This window comes from Citrobacter sp. MGH100 (assembly GCF_001034465.1).
GTDB classification, from domain to species: Bacteria; Pseudomonadota; Gammaproteobacteria; order Enterobacterales; family Enterobacteriaceae; genus Citrobacter; species Citrobacter youngae.
On the sequence record NZ_KQ089800.1, the window covers coordinates 1,980,329 to 1,997,594 of the forward strand.

The 17,266-nt window shown below is 51.0% G+C and carries 15 protein-coding genes; 11 read left to right on the forward strand and 4 right to left on the reverse strand.

The window, feature by feature from the left end; all coding sequences use genetic code 11:
* Positions 1–685 precede the first annotated feature (685 nt).
* The 10 genes from glmS (at position 686) to cobO (ending at position 11,840) form a co-directional block, all read left to right on the forward strand.
* The gene (gene glmS, locus SK32_RS09340; RefSeq protein ID WP_003022963.1) at positions 686–1,135 is read left to right on the forward strand and encodes a methylaspartate mutase subunit S; all 450 of its coding nucleotides are present in this window, start codon (positions 686–688) and stop codon (positions 1,133–1,135) included.
* The gene (gene glmL / locus SK32_RS09345; RefSeq protein ID WP_048212242.1) at positions 1,135–2,529 is read left to right on the forward strand and encodes a methylaspartate mutase accessory protein GlmL; all 1,395 of its coding nucleotides are present in this window, start codon (positions 1,135–1,137) and stop codon (positions 2,527–2,529) included. Before glmS ends, glmL begins: the two co-directional genes overlap by 1 nt.
* 12 nt (positions 2,530–2,541) lie before the next feature.
* Positions 2,542–3,987, forward strand: a complete 1,446-nt coding sequence (locus SK32_RS09350) for a methylaspartate mutase subunit E (RefSeq protein WP_048212243.1) — start codon at positions 2,542–2,544, stop codon at positions 3,985–3,987.
* Positions 3,987–5,228, forward strand: coding sequence for a methylaspartate ammonia-lyase (locus SK32_RS09355; protein ID WP_005122534.1), 1,242 nt, complete (start codon positions 3,987–3,989; stop codon positions 5,226–5,228). The genes SK32_RS09350 and SK32_RS09355 overlap by 1 nt, the downstream gene beginning before the upstream one ends.
* 3 nt (positions 5,229–5,231) lie before the next feature.
* On the forward strand, positions 5,232–6,602 hold the full coding sequence (locus tag SK32_RS09360; protein WP_048212244.1) for an acyclic terpene utilization AtuA family protein: 1,371 nt from the start codon (positions 5,232–5,234) through the stop codon (positions 6,600–6,602).
* Entirely contained in the window at positions 6,599–6,916 is a 318-nt protein-coding gene (locus SK32_RS09365) for a DUF4387 domain-containing protein (protein ID WP_048212245.1), read from the forward strand. Before SK32_RS09360 ends, SK32_RS09365 begins: the two co-directional genes overlap by 4 nt.
* A 168-nt stretch (positions 6,917–7,084) precedes the next feature.
* Positions 7,085–8,389 carry a dicarboxylate/amino acid:cation symporter gene (locus tag SK32_RS09370; RefSeq protein WP_048212246.1) on the forward strand — a complete coding sequence of 435 codons (1,305 nt, stop codon included), beginning with the start codon at positions 7,085–7,087 and terminating at the stop codon, positions 8,387–8,389.
* 124 nt (positions 8,390–8,513) lie between these two features.
* Positions 8,514–9,515 (forward strand): glutaminase A, encoded by a 1,002-nt coding sequence (gene glsA, locus SK32_RS09375; RefSeq protein ID WP_048212247.1) that lies wholly within the window; start codon positions 8,514–8,516, stop codon positions 9,513–9,515.
* Positions 9,516–9,575: 60 nt separating this feature from the next.
* Complete coding sequence (locus tag SK32_RS09380) at positions 9,576–11,228, forward strand: class I fumarate hydratase (RefSeq protein ID WP_048212248.1); 1,653 nt, start codon at positions 9,576–9,578, stop codon at positions 11,226–11,228.
* A gap of 9 nt (positions 11,229–11,237) precedes the next feature.
* Positions 11,238–11,840 (forward strand): cob(I)yrinic acid a,c-diamide adenosyltransferase, encoded by a 603-nt coding sequence (gene cobO, locus SK32_RS09385; protein ID WP_048212249.1) that lies wholly within the window; start codon positions 11,238–11,240, stop codon positions 11,838–11,840.
* Positions 11,841–11,959: 119 nt separating this feature from the next.
* Here cobO and SK32_RS09390 read toward each other — a convergent pair whose 3' ends face one another.
* Positions 11,960–12,862, reverse strand: a complete 903-nt coding sequence (locus tag SK32_RS09390; protein ID WP_048212250.1) for a LysR family transcriptional regulator — start codon at positions 12,860–12,862, stop codon at positions 11,960–11,962.
* A 404-nt stretch (positions 12,863–13,266) separates the two neighbouring features.
* Here SK32_RS09390 and cobA point away from each other — a divergent pair, with 404 nt between their 5' ends.
* Positions 13,267–14,055, forward strand: a complete 789-nt coding sequence (cobA, locus tag SK32_RS09395; protein ID WP_048212251.1) for a uroporphyrinogen-III C-methyltransferase — start codon at positions 13,267–13,269, stop codon at positions 14,053–14,055.
* Here the strand turns inward: cobA and SK32_RS09400 are convergent.
* The 3 genes from SK32_RS09400 to sucC form a co-directional block, all read right to left on the reverse strand.
* Positions 14,034–14,927, reverse strand: a complete 894-nt coding sequence (locus SK32_RS09400) for a PocR ligand-binding domain-containing protein (RefSeq protein WP_048212252.1) — start codon at positions 14,925–14,927, stop codon at positions 14,034–14,036. The two genes, cobA and SK32_RS09400, sit on opposite strands and share 22 nt — an antisense overlap.
* 226 nt (positions 14,928–15,153) lie before the next feature.
* Positions 15,154–16,023, reverse strand: coding sequence for a succinate--CoA ligase subunit alpha (gene sucD / locus SK32_RS09405; RefSeq protein WP_003022929.1), 870 nt, complete (start codon positions 16,021–16,023; stop codon positions 15,154–15,156).
* Entirely contained in the window at positions 16,023–17,189 is a 1,167-nt protein-coding gene (gene sucC / locus SK32_RS09410; protein ID WP_003022927.1) for an ADP-forming succinate--CoA ligase subunit beta, read from the reverse strand. The genes sucD and sucC overlap by 1 nt, the downstream gene beginning before the upstream one ends.
* Positions 17,190–17,266 lie beyond the last annotated feature (77 nt).

Sequence of the window (17,266 nt, forward strand, 5' to 3'; positions counted from 1 at the left end):
TGGGTAGCTCACAGTTTTTTGTTTAGCAAGTCCTGTAATCATTATTTAATACAAATCATTCATTTTAATTTTACTTATAATTAACACCACAATGTAACTATCTCAACTGGAAGCGAAGCGGCAAGCATTGACCGACGCCCTGAGGTTTGGCGATCTCCCTGCAGAGACCCGCCGTTTCGCTTAAATCATCACTGTAAGTTATCACTCCCACCACAACATCGCTTCTATGCCAAAGAATATATATATTCCGAACAATTCATTATCATTTTTATCTTAAATTTAACAAAAAAAATTACGACATATAAGATTAATAAATAAAAAACCGTTATGCCGTTCACAAGTTATTTAGCGAATACCATTTTCGAAATTATTAAAAACACCCCTGACAAAGCCTGCGCCACAAAATAAGATTTCGATCACAAACATGGCAAGTGGTTTATTAGGTAATTCGCTAATAAATAAAATAACCAATGGAAATTAATTTATAACACATTGATTTAAATGAATTTTTATGAAGGCAAAATATAACAATCATTTTGCGCAGGATATTTTGAAAATAGATCAATTGCTTCCTTTTCCGCTTCCACAGAAACTCCAACCCTATTAAAAGGTTGTCAAAACCCATGCTCTAAATATTAGAAAACAATTTTCACTTATTGACCATCAGCCCTACAGAGGATTACCCATGAAGAAATCTACACTTGTTATTGGCGTCATCGGTGCTGACTGCCATGCAGTAGGCAATAAAGTTCTGGATCGCGTTTTTACTGCTCATGATTTTCACGTAATCAACCTCGGGGTGATGGTGAGCCAGGATGAATATATTGATGCCGCGATTGAAACAGGCGCTGATGCCATCGTGGTGTCTTCCATCTACGGCCACGGCGACATTGACTGCCTCGGCTTGCGTGAGCGCTGTATTGAACGTGGCCTCGGCGACATCCTGTTGTACGTCGGCGGCAACCTGGTCGTCGGAAAACATGACTTCGCCGATGTCGAAGTGAAATTTAAAGAGATGGGGTTTAACCGCGTCTTCGCACCGAGCCACGACCTGGAAGATGTCTGTGCGCTTATCACTAATGATATTCACCAACACAATGGCCTCGAGCAGCGTTGCCTGGAAGAGGCCATCTGATGCAAACAGTTTCTGTCGATATCGGCTCGACATGGACCAAGGCAGCCCTCTTCGCCCATGAAGGTGGGGAATTAACCCTGGTAAACCATGTCCTGACCCCAACCACCACACATCATCTGGCAGACGGTTTTTTTGCCAGCCTGAATCAGGTGCTGAACGTTGCCGATGCTCGCCCGTTACTGAAAAGTGGTGAAGTGCAGTTGAAATACTCCTCCTCGGCCAAAGGTGGACTCGCCGTGGCAGCAATGGGGCTGGTGCCTTCCATTACGCTGGAATCGGCAAAAGTTACCGCCCATTCGGCAGGAGCGAAAATCGCGCAATATTATTCGTACAAACTGAACCGTCATGACATCCAGGAACTGGAATCTGCACCGCCAGATATTCTGTTGTTTACCGGCGGTACAGACGGCGGCGAAGAAAGCTACGGCCTGGCGAATGCGCACGCGCTGGCAGGTTCAAAGCTTGATTGCGCCATTATCTACGCCGGAAACCGGGACATTCAGGACGAAATACAAACGATTCTGGGACACAAAGATCTGACCACGGTAGACAACATTCTGCCGGATCTCGATCACCCGAATCCGTTTGCCGCGCGCCAGGCGATTTGCGATGTGTTCTTGTCACGCATTGTCAAAGGTAAAGGTCTGGACGTCATTGTTGGCGAAACAGGCGAAGAGCCAATGCCGACGCCATGGACGGTCTATGAGTTAGTCAAAGCCATTAGCGATTACGACAACGCATGGAAGGAGTTCATGCTGATTGATATGGGTGGCGCCACCACGGATGTCTATTCAGCCAGCGCGAATACCCTCTCCCCCGATACGGTCCTGCATGGTGTCCCTGAACCGTTCGTCAAACGTACCGTTGAAGGTGATTTGGGCATGCGCGTTTCCGCCGTCGTGGTGGGAGAAAGCACGCAGGATATGGTGAAAGTTGTTTTCGCCCAACAACCACAACGTGAGGAAGCGTTTTATCGCTACCTGCGCCATCTGGTTGGGCAGCCGGACTACCTGCCGGTCAACGAGGAAGAGAAATATTTCGACACTTTGTTAGCCGGTTTGTGCGTGGGCTATGCCACTGAGCGCCACGCGGGCACTAAGAAGCAGGTTTGCACCTGCGTCGGTAACGTGGATTTACAGATGGGTCGCGATCTCACCACCGTACGCAAAGTCGTCGGTTCAGGGGGATGGCTCTCTCGCGCCAGCCAGTTCGATATCCATAACTGGCTTAAATACCGGGAGCTGGACGACCAGGGTAAAAGAATTCTGTTACCGAATCAGTTTGAGTATTACCGCGATTCAAATGGCCTGCTCCCGCTACTGGCAAACGTCGCCAGGCTGTACCCGCAAGCCGCTGCTCGCACCAGCATTCAGTGTTTAACCCTACAAAACTAAAGGCAGCTACGAATGGAACTTCGAAATAAAAAATTGACCCACGACGAATTCATGACCGAAAGGCACCAGGTGTTGCAAACCTGGGAAACCGGCAAAGACGTTGAGAAATTCGAAGATGGCGTGAAGTACCAGCAATCAATTCCAGATTCAAAACGCTTCTCCCTCGCGCTGTTGAAGGCCGATCAAGAAGGTAAAACGCTGAGCCAGCCGCGTGCAGGCGTCGCACTCATGGATGAACATATTGAGCTGCTTAAAACATTGCAGGAAGAATGTGACCTCCTGCCAAGTACCATCGATGCCTATACCCGTCTGAACCGCTATGAAGAAGCAGCTGTCGGGATCCAAAAATCTATCGAGGCGGGCACCTCCAAACTGAATGGTTTACCCGTCGTCAATCATGGGGTTGCTGCCTGCCGCCGTATGACTGAGTCGCTGGAAAAACCAATCCAGGTCCGCCACGGAACGCCGGATGCGCGCCTGCTGGCTGAAATCGCCATGGCCAGTGGCTTTACCAGCTACGAAGGTGGCGGTATCTCCTACAACATCCCTTACGCCAAACGCGTCACCCTGGAAAAATCCATTCGCGACTGGCAGTACTGCGACCGTCTGATGGGTCTGTACGAAGAGAACGGCATTCGCATCAACCGTGAGCCGTTTGGCCCGCTGACCGGTACCCTGATCCCGCCGTTTATGTCCCACTCGGTGGCGATTATTGAAGGTCTGCTGGCGCTGGAACAAGGCGTGAAATCCATTACCGTCGGCTACGGCCAGGTCGGTAGCCTGACGCAGGATATCGCCGCCATTCAGGCGCTGCGTGAACTGTCCCACGAATACTTCCATAACCACGGCTTCGACGATTACGAACTGAGTACCGTTTTCCACCAGTGGATGGGCGGATTCCCGGAAGATGAAGCGAAAGCCTTCTCCGTTATCGCCTGGGGTGCGGCGGTTGCCGGTATGTCCGGTGCCACGAAAGTCATTACCAAAAGCCCGCACGAAGCGTTCGGTATCCCAACGGCTGCAGCCAACGCCCAGGGTCTGAAAGCGTCACGCCAGATGCTCAACATGGTCAGCGACCAGAAATTCCCGCAATGCGCTGCCGTCGAGCAGGAAGTCGAACTGATTAAGAGTGAAGTCCGCGCAGTACTGAAAAAAGTCTTCGAACTGGGTAATGGCGACATTGCGCGCGGTACAGTGCTGGCCTTTGAAGCTGGCGTACTGGATGTGCCGTTCGCACCTGCCGCCTGCAATGCGGGCAAAATTCTGCCGGTGCGCGATAACACAGGCGCCATCCGTATTCTCGAAGCCGGTGCGGTTCCACTGCCGAAAGATATTCTCGCCCTGCACCACGACTATGTCGCAGAGCGCGCACATTTTGAAGGCCGCAAGCCTTCTTTCCAGATGGTCATTGATGACATCAACGCCGTATCCCACAGTAAATTAATAGGAAGACCATAATGAAAATCAAAAAGGCCCTTTTCACCGCTGGCTACTCCTCATTTTATTTTGACGATCAGCAGGCCATCAAAAATGGCGCCGGTCATGACGGGTTTATCTATACCGGCGATCCGGTAACACCTGGATTTACCTCTGTTCGTCAGGCGGGTGAATGCGTTTCCGTGCAACTGATTCTGGAAAATGGCGCGGTAGCGGTGGGCGATTGCGCAGCGGTGCAATATTCAGGTGCAGGTGGCCGTGATCCGCTATTCCTGGCAGAAAATTTCATTCCGTTCCTCAACGATCACATCAAACCGCTGCTGGAAGGCCGTGACGTTGATGCGTTCCTGCCAAACGCCCGTTTCTTTGATCAACTGCGTATTGACGGTCATCTGCTGCATACCGCCGTCCGCTATGGTCTGTCTCAGGCGCTGCTCGACGCGGCAGCGCTGGCTACCGGTCGTCTGAAAACTGAAGTGGTTTGCGATGAATGGCAACTGCCGTGCGTGCCGGAAGCCATTCCATTATTTGGTCAGAGCGGCGACGACCGTTATATCGCCGTTGACAAAATGATCCTCAAAGGGGTGGACGTCCTGCCGCATGCGCTGATCAACAACGTGGAAGAGAAACTGGGCTTTAAAGGCGAAAAACTGCGTGAGTATGTACGTTGGTTGTCCGACCGCATTTTAAGCCTGCGCACCAGCGAACGTTATCACCCAACGCTGCATATTGATGTGTACGGCACGATCGGTTTGATCTTCGATATGGATCCCGTGCGCTGCGCCGAATACATCGCCAGCCTGGAAGCCGAAGCACAGGGCCTGCCGCTGTATATCGAAGGGCCAGTAGATGCGGGTAACAAGCCGGATCAGATCCGCATGTTGACTGCCATCACCAAAGAACTGACCCGTCTGGGTTCCGGCGTGAAAATTGTCGCCGACGAATGGTGTAACACCTATCAGGATATCGTGGACTTTACCGATGCGGGCAGCTGCCACATGGTACAGATCAAAACCCCTGATCTTGGCGGTATTCACAACATCGTTGATGCGGTTCTGTATTGCAACAAACACGCCATGGAAGCTTATCAGGGCGGTACTTGTAACGAAACCGAGATCAGTGCCCGCACCTGCGTACACGTGGCGCTTGCCGCGCGTCCGATGCGTATGCTGGTTAAACCGGGTATGGGTTTCGATGAAGGTCTCAACATCGTGTTTAACGAGATGAATCGCACCATCGCGTTGTTGCAAACTAAGGATTAAGAGATGGCACGCACATTTAAGATCTTATCGCCGACGGCTATCCTGGGTTATGGCTTCCCGGAAGAAAGTTTTCGTAAAGCCATGGAAGAGTCACCGGATCTTATTGCTGTTGACGCAGGTTCCTCCGATCCTGGCCCCCACTACCTGGGGGCAGGTAAACCCTTTACCGACAGAGCCGGGGTAAAACGCGATCTGCGCTATATGATCGTGGCGGGCGTTAAGAACAACATCCCGGTCGTGATCGGTACCGCCGGTGGTTCTGGTGCCGCTCCGCATCTGGAGTGGTGTCGCCAGATAATCCATGAGATTGCCCAGGAAGAAAAACTGTCCTTCTCAATGGCGCTGATCCCGTCTGATGTCGACAAAGAAATCGTTCATCAGGCGCTGGATAACGGCAAAATCACCGCGCTCGATTTTGTGCCTGAACTGACTCACGAGGCGATTGAAGAGAGTACCTACATCGTCGCGCAGATGGGTGTCGAACCTTTCCAGCGTGCGCTGAAAGCGGGGGCACAGGTTGTTCTGGGCGGACGCGCTTACGATCCAGCCTGCTTCGCGGCGCTGCCGATTATGCAAGGCTTTGATGAAGGTCTGGCGCTGCACTGCGGTAAGATCCTTGAGTGTGCTGCCATTGCAGCAACCCCCGGCTCCGGCTCAGATTGTGCGATGGGCATTATCGACGACAACGGCTTTACGCTGAAGGCGTTCAATCCCAAGCGTAAGTTCACTGAAACGTCTGCTGCGGCGCACACCCTGTATGAGAAGTCCGATCCGTACTTCCTGCCGGGACCGGGCGGTGTGCTGAACCTGAAAGCGTGCACCTTTGCCCAGGTTAACGAGGGCGAAGTGTATGTCAGCGGTTCACGTCATGAAGAAACACCGTATGCGTTGAAACTGGAAGGCGCGCGTCAGGTTGGCTTCCGCTGCCTGACCATCGCCGGAACGCGCGACCCGATTATGATTGCCGGAATTGACACCATTCTCGAAGAGGTACAGGCAAGCGTAGCACGTAACCTCTCCCTGAATGACGACAGCATCCGCATGACGTTCCACCTGTACGGGAAGAACGGCGTGATGGGCAACCATGAACCGATGAAAACCGCGGGTCATGAACTGGGGATTTTACTGGACGTCGTTGCGCCGACGCAGGATATCGCCAACAGCGTTTGCTCGCTGGTGCGCTCTACCCTGTTGCACTACGGCTATGAAAATCGTATTGCCACGGCGGGCAACCTCGCTTTCCCATTCTCGCCATCTGATATTCAGAGTGGGCCGGTGTATGAGTTCTCGATCTATCACCTGATTGAAGCCAGCGATGCACTGCGGTTTGATTTCCACATTGAGCAGGTGACGCCAGAAGGAGTTCAGGCATGAAACACTCAATTTGTTCACTGGCGCAGGTCATTCGCTCAAAAAATGCCGGACCGTACGAACTGGTTTTAGATATTTTGTTTAAAACCCGGGAAGACTATCAGCGCGTAAAACGCTCAGAGCAATTAACTCCGCAACTTATTGCTGGGTTATATAATGTCGAACCTGACTTTATTCACAATATTGTGTGGTTCGATCCGGCAAATGCCGTAAAAATTGTCATGCCGCGCGATATTATTTCCGGCAATGTCGGTGACAATGATGTTTATGGCGCGCAGCAACACGCACCATTATTAAGTATTGAATTCGATCTGTAACAAAAAAACACAATAACAGCCATTGGAGCACAGAGTTCAGCTGTATCACAGTGCTTCGAATATTCATGCGGTTGGTCACAACAGGCGTGCGCCTGAGCTGCTGTCCAGGCTCAGGCACACGCCACCCTACATTATTCCAATTACCAGCCTTTATCCGATGGAGTACACATGAAGAAAATAAGTTTAACCAAGATGATCATATTAGGCCTGATACTCGGCATGATTGCCGGGGTGGCCATTAATAATATGGCCGCGGCTGAAACAGCAAAATCATATGCACAGGATATTTCCATTTTCACCACTATATTCCTACGTATGGTGAAGATGATTATTGCGCCATTGGTTATTTCAACTCTGGTTGTCGGTATTGCCAAGATGGGCGATGCCAAAACGCTGGGTCGTATATTTTCTAAAACCTTTTTCCTGTTTATTTGTGCCTCACTGCTATCGATCGCCTTGGGTCTGGTTATCGTTAATATCTTCCAGCCGGGCGCAGGTATCAATTTTGTTGCTCATGACGCAGGCGCTGTTGCCGCCGTTAAGTCTGAACCCTTCACGCTGAAAGTCTTTATCTCACATGCCGTACCAACCAGTATCGTTGACGCGATGGCGCGTAACGAAATCCTGCAGATCGTGGTGTTCTCCATTTTCCTCGGTTGCAGCCTGGCCGCTATTGGTGAAAAAGCCGAGCCTATCGTTAAGGTTCTGGATTCGCTGGTACACGTGATGCTGAAGCTGACAGGCTACGTCATGCTGTTTGCCCCACTGACTGTTTTTGCCGCTATTTCAGGTTTGATTGCCGAACGTGGTCTGGGTGTGATGGTCAGCGCCGGGATCTTCATGGGTGAATTCTACCTGACGCTGGGTATGCTGTGGGCAATTCTGATTGGCCTGTCAACCATGATAGTCGGGCCTTGCATCGCGCGTTTGACCAAATCAATCTTCGAGCCTGCACTGCTGGCCTTTACGACCTCCAGTTCTGAAGCAGCCTTCCCGGGCACGCTGGATAAACTGGAAAAATTCGGCGTTTCCTCAAAAATTGCCAGCTTCGTTCTGCCGATCGGTTACTCCTTTAACCTCGTAGGCTCCATGGCCTATTGCTCCTTTGCCACCGTCTTTATTGCCCAGGCGTGCAACATTGAGTTGAGCATGGGCGAGCAAATTACCATGCTGTTAATTCTGATGCTGACCTCTAAAGGGATGGCGGGTGTACCGCGTGCCTCGATGGTTGTTATCGCCGCGACCCTGAACCAGTTCAACATTCCGGAAGCCGGTTTGATCCTGCTGATGGGCGTCGATCCGTTCCTCGATATGGGTCGTTCCGCCACCAACGTCATGAGTAATGCCATGGGCGCTGCCATTGTAGGTCGCTGGGAAGGTGAACACTTTGGTTCAGGCTGCCGCGGAACAGCGCCAGTCAAAACACCGGAGCAAGACCGCCCGGTCACCGAAACAGAAGTCGCGTTGTCCTGATACCTCGTTATTGCCGGATGGCGCTTGCGCTTATCCGGCCTACATAACGTTTAATTATCCGTAGGCCGGATCAGGCGGTACGCCGCCATCCGGCGCATGATAAGTACCCCAACAGGAAAGCACCATGACTAAAACTCTACTCGGCGTGAGTCTCTTTTCTTTCAGCGTCTTGTTTAGCGCTACCTCATTCGCGCAAACCGCGCCGGACTACGCCAGACTGATAGAACAGGCGCATCAAAAGTACAAAAGTAACAATGATGGAAAAGTCGCCGACTACATCCCTGCCCTGGCGAGCTACAGCCCAAATAATTTTGCCATCACTATTGCTACGGTGGACGGAAAAATCTACCAGGTTGGCGATGTTAACAAACCCTTTCCCATGGAATCCCTGAGTAAAGTCTTCACCATGGCGCTCGCCATGGAACAGCACGGTCCTCAGGTAGTGCTGGATAAACTCGGGGCCAATGCCACTGGCATGCCATTTAATTCCGGTTTAGCGGTTGAACTGACCAAAGGTGCGCCGGAAAACCCGCTGGTAAACGCCGGAGCCATGAGCACCGTTAGTCTGATTGAAGCCAAAGACAAAACCGATCGCTGGAACAAAATCCTCGACAACCTGAACGTCTGGGCCGATGCCACGCTCACGGTTAATGAGCCGGTTTACAAATCTGAAATGGAGACCAACCAGCACAATCAGGCGCTGGCGAAGCTGATGGAATCCTATAACAGCTTCTATGGCAACACCGATGACGCCGTCGAAATTTATACCCGTCAGTGCTCGGTGGATATCACCGTTGAGCAACTGGCCAAAATGGGTGCCGTACTGGCGAACAAAGGGAAATCGCCGTTCAACGGCAAGCAGTTGCTGAATGAAAAATATGTTCCGCAAGTGCTGGCGGAAATGGCGATTGCCGGACTGTACGACGGCAGCGGTAAATGGCTGTACACCGTTGGCATTCCGGCGAAAAGCGGCGTCGGCGGCGGCATGGTTGCCGTCGTCCCAGGCGAATATGCGATTGCGGTCTATTCTCCGCCGCTTGATGAAGCCGGAAACAGCGTTCGTGCCCAGAAAACTATCGAATATGTCGCCGAAGCGACAAAAGCCAACGTCTTTTTAGCCAAATAACTTTACGCCGGATGGCACATTGCTTATCCGGCAAACAATACGAAGAGGTGAGAAGTAAACATGTCTAAACCATTTGTCTGGCAGGAACTCTTTGTTCAGAGTAAAGATAATACCGAGTATGAATTACTGAGTAACCAGCACGTAACGGTAACGGAGTTAGACGGAGAGGAAGTGATTAAGGTAGCGCCTGAAGCGTTAACCTTATTAGCACAGCAGGCATTTTATGAGGCTTCATTTTTTCTGCGCGCCGGACATTTGAAACAGATAGCCAGCATTTTGCACGACCCGCAGGCCAGCGGTAACGATAAGTACGTCGCATTACAACTGCTGCGCAACGCTGAGGTTTCGGCCAAAGGCGTCCTGCCTAACTGTCAGGACACCGGGACGGCAACCATTGTGGCCTGCAAAGGACAACATGTCTGGACAGGCGGCGATGACGCCGAAGCTTTGAGCAAAGGCGTATATACCACCTTCACCGAAAACAATCTGCGTTACTCGCAAAATGCCCCGCTGGACATGTATACCGAGGTCAATACCCAGACAAACCTGCCAGCGCAAATCGACATCAGCGCCACGCCGGGTAATGAGTATAAATTCCTGTTCGTCAACAAAGGCGGTGGTTCTGCCAATAAGGCGGCGCTATTCCAGGAAACCAAATCCATTCTGCAGCCGGAAAAGCTCACAGCCTTCCTGATCGAAAAAATGAAATCGCTGGGTACCGCCGCTTGCCCGCCGTACCACATCGCTTTCGTGGTTGGGGGCTTGTCCGCCGATCAGGCGCTGAAGACAGCCAAACTGGCATCAACCAAATATTACGATAACCTGCCCACCAGCGGGAACGAGCTGGGTCAGGCGTTCCGCGATACAGCACTGGAAGCCGAACTGCTCAATGCCAGCCGCGAGTTTGGCATCGGCGCGCAGTTTGGCGGCAAATACTTTGCCCACGATATTCGCGTAATTCGCTTACCGCGCCACGGCGGCTCCTGCCCTATCGCCATGGCCCTCTCCTGTTCTGCCGACCGCAACATCAAAGCCAAAATTAACAAACACGGTATCTGGCTGGAGAAACTCGAGCATAACCCGGGCAAATTTATCCCTGATTCACAGCGGGTGGAAAATGGCGCCCAGACAGTTCAACTGGATCTGAACCGTCCGTTACGCGAAATCCTGCATGACCTTTCCGCCCTGCCCATCGGGACTCGTTTGTCGTTAAGCGGCCCAATTGTTGTTGCCCGAGATATCGCCCACGCAAACATCAAAGCGCGCCTGGATAACGGCGAACCGATGCCGGAATACATGAAAAAACATATCGTTTATTACGCCGGCCCCGCCAAAACCCCCGAAAACCAGGCCTGCGGTTCAATGGGGCCGACAACCGGCGGACGCATGGATGGGTACGTCGATGCTTTCCAGGCACAAGGCGGAAGTCTCATTATGCTCACCAAGGGTAACCGCAGTCAGCAGGTCACTGATGCCTGTCACAAACACGGTGGATTTAGCCTCGGCAGCATTGGCGGCGCAGCGGCTCTGCTGGCCCAGCAGTATGTGAAGAGCCTGCAGTGCCTTGAGTATCCCGAACTGGGCATGGAAGCGGTGTGGATGATGGAAGTTAAAAATATGCCTGCGTTCGTATTAGTAGATGACAAAGGCAATAACTTCTTCAGTCAGTTTGAGCAGCAGCATCGCTGCGCAACCTGCCCGGCAGGACATTAAGGAGCTATCATGGAAGCGCGAGCCAACAATGACCGACATCGCCAGCGTCAGCAGAAGCTGAAAGCGCAGGTTGATACCCGCGTGGCGGCGGCAACGGAGAAGAAAGGGATTCTGATTGTCTTCACCGGCAATGGTAAAGGAAAATCTACCGCAGCCTTCGGCACGGCGACACGCGCGGTTGGTCACGGAAAAACCGTTGGCGTCGCGCAGTTTATTAAAGGCCAGTGGGATAATGGCGAGTACAACACACTGCACCCTCTCGGCGTGGAGTTTCATATTATGGGTACCGGTTTTACCTGGGAAACCCAGAACCGGGAAGCCGATATCGAGGCGGCCACCGCTGTGTGGCAGGAAAGTAAGCGCATGCTGGCTGATGCGCATTACGATCTGGTCGTACTGGACGAACTCACCTATATGTTGGCTTATCACTATCTGGATACGCAGGAGGTAATCAGCGCCATCGAAAATCGCCCTGCCGACCAGAGCGTGATCGTCACCGGGCGCGGTTGCCATGCGCTGTTACTTGAACTTGCCGATACGGTCAGCGAGCTTCGCCCGGTTAAACACGCTTTTGATAGCGGCATTCAGGCACAGCCAGGGATCGACTGGTAATCGCTCTTTTGCCGGGTAAGGCGTTTACGCCGCATCCGGCGATTTACCCAAAACCGATACGCTTATCGGGCCTATGGTGAACACCGAAACCTGTAGGCCTGATAAGGCGCAAGCCGCCATCAGGCAGCCGACATCACGGATTTATTTAGCAACCAGTTGCGGAAGATCTCCAAATGAAGGGACTCTGATTTTTCCTCCCGCCACGTCATGATAAATCGATTCCCGGTACGCATTGGAACATCGCAAGGAATCACCATATCCCCACTATCCAGATCGTGCTGAATGGCAAAACGGGGGAGCAATGCGACGCCAAGATTGGAACGTACCGCCGCAATCAGCATCGACAACAGATCAAATCGCGGACCTTTATTCACCAGCGGACTGCTGACATCGGACAGCGCAAACCATTCCTGCCAGCCTTTGATGCGGGTACTTTGATGCAACAGCGGGTATTCGTTCAGCAGTTCATCGACGGACAGCTTCCGGTCCGGTTCAGCAAGCAAGCAACGGCTGCACACTGGCAGAATTTCCTCTTCGAACAGGTACTCGACCCCCGACCACGGCGAGTAAAAATCTTCCCGCATGATCGCTGCGTCATATTCCCGGTTAAGAAAATCACCAATATTCGCCAGAGAATGAATATTAACGATAATATCAGGATTGAGTTTATTGAACTCACGCAGGTTTGGGATCAGCCAGTGCGTACTGAACGTCGGGTTAACCGCCAGTTCGATCACTTGTACGGTCGGCTGCCATGTCATGATCGTCGTCGTATCTCGTTCAAGCTTGTTCAGTGTTTCTTTAACAATAGTTAAATAGTGTTTGCCTGCCGCATTTAAAAAAATGCGCTTTTTGGCATGATTAAATAGCGCTGTATTAAGAAAATCCTCTAGCGCATTCACCTGGCGGAAAACAGCACTTTGTGTTAAAGCCAGCTCTTCAGCTGCCCGGGTATAACTTTCGTGACGCGCAACCACTTCAAAAGTTACCAGCAACTCCGTTTTGGGTATTTTTCCTCTCATAACCTCTTCCATATGCAGCGTACAAAAATAGTTTAATTTATAAAAAATAATTCATATCACCCGAATAAACATCGAGTGTTATATTTTATTTCAGGCATTGATGTCATTGATCCAATCCATGATTTGTTCATACTGATGGCGGATAAATATTAACCAATAATACTCAAGCACAACAATAAACACAATTTAATTAAGGTTAAATTCAGACACATAGCGCCAATAAGTTCTTAATAATTTTTCAAGTCATCTTGTTTATTGTGGAAAAAACTTTGCGAGATTAATCAATATTATCCTTGTGATAATTTAGGAAAATTCAGCGTTATAACTTACAGGCAAACGACTGCTTTTAATCATTCTCCGGAGTGGTTCTGCCTTTTTTTGTTAGACGTGATAAAGGACACAATGTGAAAACTTTCGGAAAGGTCTGGCTCGTTGGCGCAGGTCCCGGTGATATTTCATTACTCACCCTCAAAGCAGTGATGTGCATTAAACAAGCAGATGTCATTATTTACGACAGGTTGGTCAATCCTAAGATTCTGGAATGGGCATCCGCTGACTGTGAGCTTATCAATGTCGGTAAGAATCCGGGATTTCATTGTGTGCCACAGGATGAAATCAACGCGCTTCTCGTTCAGTATGCCCAGACGCATCACAATATCGTGCGCTTAAAAGGTGGCGATCCCTACGTATTTGGTCGTGGGGCCGAAGAAGTTGAAGGGCTTATTGAGCCGGGGATCCCTTTTGAAGTCGTCCCCGGTATCAGTTCAACCATTGGGGGATTAACCTGTGCCGGGATCCCGGTAACACATCGCGATTACGCCTCTGGTTTTCACGTGGTGACCGGTCATACACGCGAAGGCAACCAGCAGCAGGACTGGCGTCAACTGGCGAAACTTAACGGTACATTGGTTATCGTTATGGGTATTGCGAATCTGGCGTTTATTTGTGAAGAACTGTTGATGGGTGGGAAACCGGCGGAGACGCCCGCGGCCATCATCATGTCCGCGACCCGGGAGAATCAGCGCCGGCTGACCTGTACCCTCGGCTCGTTACTGAGCAATGCGCAGGAAGCCAACATTACGCCGCCTGCACTGATCGTCATTGGCGATGTCGTCACGCTGAGCGATCGTCTGTCTTTTATTCCTGCCGCTATCGACCTCCCTGAACATCTTTACTGCGAGAGTCTGGCGTGACGAAAAGACTGGGGTGATGTTTGATGCGCCGCCCGGAAAACGCGACAAAAATAGCTGGTTTGTGCGTACTGAAGTTTCCGGGCGATACTGTCTATTGAATGAACCGGATCGTGTAATAACTCCCCCGCCTTTTGCATTTTTTTCTGACTCACCCATGTTTTAAAGTTAACGCCCTGGCGCTTCTTAAAAAATCGGCTGAAATAATTTGCACTTAAACAGACATGTGCCGCCACAGACTCCAGAGATAAGTCACTATACAGGTTATCATCAATATAACGCAGTGCCGCCAGTAGTTTTTTCTCATGACGAGAAAGCTCCGTTAAATAGTGCCGGACGTTACTTGCCGGTTTATCGAATACCACTTCAGATTGTTTTTTTTGCACCTCAAAATTGTTAATAATAAAATGCAATAAATTAGCCGATGCCACCAACGTATTATTATCAACCGCAACAAGCTGATCCCACTCGGCTTTTATTTGAGGATCACACATCCATCGTGATTCATCTTCAACAATGATGGTTTTATATTCCTGGTACTTAGCCCGAACCTGACCACAGATAATAAAACCATGCAGATTCTCCTCATAAATTAATGGTATGGAGAACAGACTTAGCCCTGCATGGCAGTTGAATATTCTGGGCTTACACTGTTTCAGTGCCTCAAAAACACACTGTTTATCGCACGTTTGGCAACCAACACTGTAGCGTTTATTCGATCTCATCAGCTTACAGAATGAATTAAAATTATGGCAATCAGAGAGAGCTCTGCCTGTAACATCAACGACTACCGTTGCTAACCCCGTCGCATTGGAGAAGACTTCTGCTATAGAGAAAAAACATGGTAAGTAATCATCCTGAATTTTCAGCGACACGCCATCCTCCAACCTTAATATGATTAAAGGCGGTAATATGCAAAATCCAGGCAAAAGAAAGAATGATGCTCGCCGCAAAAAATAATCTCATTTGTGAAGATGATTGTGATCAAATTGCATGATGCGGGATGACAGAAAATAAAAAAGGCCATCATCAGATGGCCAACCATGTCGAAATTAGACCAGCCCTTGACCATGCAGAAAGTCAGGGCTGTATTTTTATGGCTTACTTAATAACGGTTTTCAGTGCTTCGCCGATATCGGCCAGGCTGCGAACGGTTTTCACGCCTGCAGCTTCAAGAGCCGCGAATTTCTCATCCGCTGTACCTTTACCGCCGGCGATGATGGCACCAGCGTGACCCATACGCTTACCTTTCGGCGCTGTGACGCCCGCGATGTAGCCAACCACCGGCTTGGTGACGTGATCTTTAATGTACGCAGCCGCTTCTTCTTCCGCGCTACCGCCGATCTCACCGATCATGACGATCGCTTCAGTCTGCGGATCTTCCTGGAACAGCTTCAGGATGTCGATGAAGTTAGAGCCCGGGATCGGGTCGCCGCCGATGCCAACACAGGTAGACTGGCCGAAACCGTAGTCGGTAGTCTGCTTAACTGCTTCATAGGTCAGGGTACCGGAACGGGAAACGATGCCCACTTTGCCCGGCTTGTGAATGTGGCCCGGCATGATGCCGATTTTACATTCGCCCGGGGTGATAACGCCTGGGCAGTTCGGGCCGATCATGCGCACGCCAGCTTCATCCAGCTTCACTTTCACGGTCAGCATATCCAGCGTTGGGATACCTTCGGTGATGGTGATAATCAGTTTGATACCAGCATCGATTGCTTCCAGAATGGAATCTTTGCAGAACGGTGCCGGAACGTAGATAACTGTGGCGGTTGCGCCCGTCGCTTCTACAGCTTCACGCACGGTGTTGAACACCGGCAGGCCCAGGTGCGTGGTGCCGCCTTTACCTGGCGTTACGCCGCCAACCATCTGCGTACCGTAAGCAATCGCTTGTTCGGAGTGGAATGTCCCCTGGCTACCGGTGAAGCCCTGGCAGATAACCTTGGTATCTTTATTAATTAAAACTGACATTATTTCCCCTCCACTGCGGCAACAACCTGCTGAGCTGCATCCGTCAGACTTTTCGCTGCAATAATATTCAGGCCGCTATCAGCCAGTTTTTTCGCGCCGAGTTCAGCGTTGTTACCTTCCAGACGTACCACGACCGGAACGTTTACACCTACTTCTGCTACCGCGCCGATGATACCGTCAGCGATCAGGTCGCAACGTACAATACCGCCGAAGATGTTAACCAGTACGGCTTTAACATTGTCATCAGAGAGGATAATTTTGAACGCTTCGGTCACGCGCTCTTTGGTCGCGCCGCCGCCCACGTCAAGGAAGTTAGCCGGTTCGCCACCGTGCAGCTTAACAATGTCCATGGTACCCATTGCCAGGCCCGCACCGTTAACCATACAACCGATGTTGCCGTCGAGCGCTACGTAGTTCAGTTCCCACTGCGCAGCCTGCGCTTCACGCGGATCTTCCTGAGACTGGTCGCGCATTTCGCGCAGGTCAGCCTGGCGGAACAGCGCGTTGCCGTCAGCGCCCAGTTTGCCGTCGAGGCAGATCAGGTCACCCTGTTTGGTGACAACCAGCGGGTTGATTTCGATCAGCGCCAGGTCGCGCTCCAGGAAGATAGTCGCCAGACCCATGAAGATCTTGGTGAACTGCTGAACCTGTTTACCTTCCAGACCCAGTTTGAACGCCAGCTCACGTCCCTGGTAAGGCATTGGGCCTGCCAGCGGATCGAGTGCCACTTTGTGGATCAGATGCGGGGTCTCTTCCGCTACTTTTTCGATTTCCACGCCGCCTTCGGTAGAGGCCATGAAGACCACGCGACGGGAGCTACGGTCAACAACTGCGCCGAGGTAAAGTTCTTTACCGATGTCGGTCGCTGCTTCAACCAGAATCTGATTTACCGGTTGACCATGGGCGTCTGTCTGGTAAGTAACCAGACGTTTACCCAGCCAGTGTTCAGCAAAAGCGCGAATGTCTTCTTTGCTGTTCACAACCTTCACACCGCCCGCTTTACCGCGGCCACCAGCGTGAACCTGACATTTCACTACCCACGGGCCAGCGCCGATTTTTGAAGCGGCTTCTTCTGCTTCACGCGGAGTAGTACAGGCATAACCCACCGGTGCCGGTAAGCCATAGCGGGCAAAAAGTTGTTTTGCCTGATATTCATGTAAGTTCATGTGTTCTGTCCATCCTTCAGGTAATCGTTATCTTTTACCCGTAGGTCTGATAAGCATCCAGACCTACGGGGCAGGTG

What these genes read in the sequence shown, in the direction of transcription:
- cobO (WP_048212249.1), top strand. Translation starts at nt 11,238, where the DNA reads ATGGAAGCGCGAGCCAACAATGACCGACATCGCCAGCGTCAGCAGAAG.
- SK32_RS09390 (WP_048212250.1), bottom strand. Translation starts at nt 12,862, where the DNA reads ATGAGAGGAAAAATACCCAAAACGGAGTTGCTGGTAACTTTTGAAGTG.
- SK32_RS09380 (WP_048212248.1), top strand. Translation starts at nt 9,576, where the DNA reads ATGTCTAAACCATTTGTCTGGCAGGAACTCTTTGTTCAGAGTAAAGAT.
- SK32_RS09365 (WP_048212245.1), top strand. Translation starts at nt 6,599, where the DNA reads ATGAAACACTCAATTTGTTCACTGGCGCAGGTCATTCGCTCAAAAAAT.
- sucC (WP_003022927.1), bottom strand. Translation starts at nt 17,189, where the DNA reads ATGAACTTACATGAATATCAGGCAAAACAACTTTTTGCCCGCTATGGC.
- SK32_RS09355 (WP_005122534.1), top strand. Translation starts at nt 3,987, where the DNA reads ATGAAAATCAAAAAGGCCCTTTTCACCGCTGGCTACTCCTCATTTTAT.
- glmS (WP_003022963.1), top strand. Translation starts at nt 686, where the DNA reads ATGAAGAAATCTACACTTGTTATTGGCGTCATCGGTGCTGACTGCCAT.
- glmL (WP_048212242.1), top strand. Translation starts at nt 1,135, where the DNA reads ATGCAAACAGTTTCTGTCGATATCGGCTCGACATGGACCAAGGCAGCC.
- SK32_RS09370 (WP_048212246.1), top strand. Translation starts at nt 7,085, where the DNA reads ATGAAGAAAATAAGTTTAACCAAGATGATCATATTAGGCCTGATACTC.
- SK32_RS09360 (WP_048212244.1), top strand. Translation starts at nt 5,232, where the DNA reads ATGGCACGCACATTTAAGATCTTATCGCCGACGGCTATCCTGGGTTAT.
- sucD (WP_003022929.1), bottom strand. Translation starts at nt 16,023, where the DNA reads ATGTCAGTTTTAATTAATAAAGATACCAAGGTTATCTGCCAGGGCTTC.
- glsA (WP_048212247.1), top strand. Translation starts at nt 8,514, where the DNA reads ATGACTAAAACTCTACTCGGCGTGAGTCTCTTTTCTTTCAGCGTCTTG.
- SK32_RS09350 (WP_048212243.1), top strand. Translation starts at nt 2,542, where the DNA reads ATGGAACTTCGAAATAAAAAATTGACCCACGACGAATTCATGACCGAA.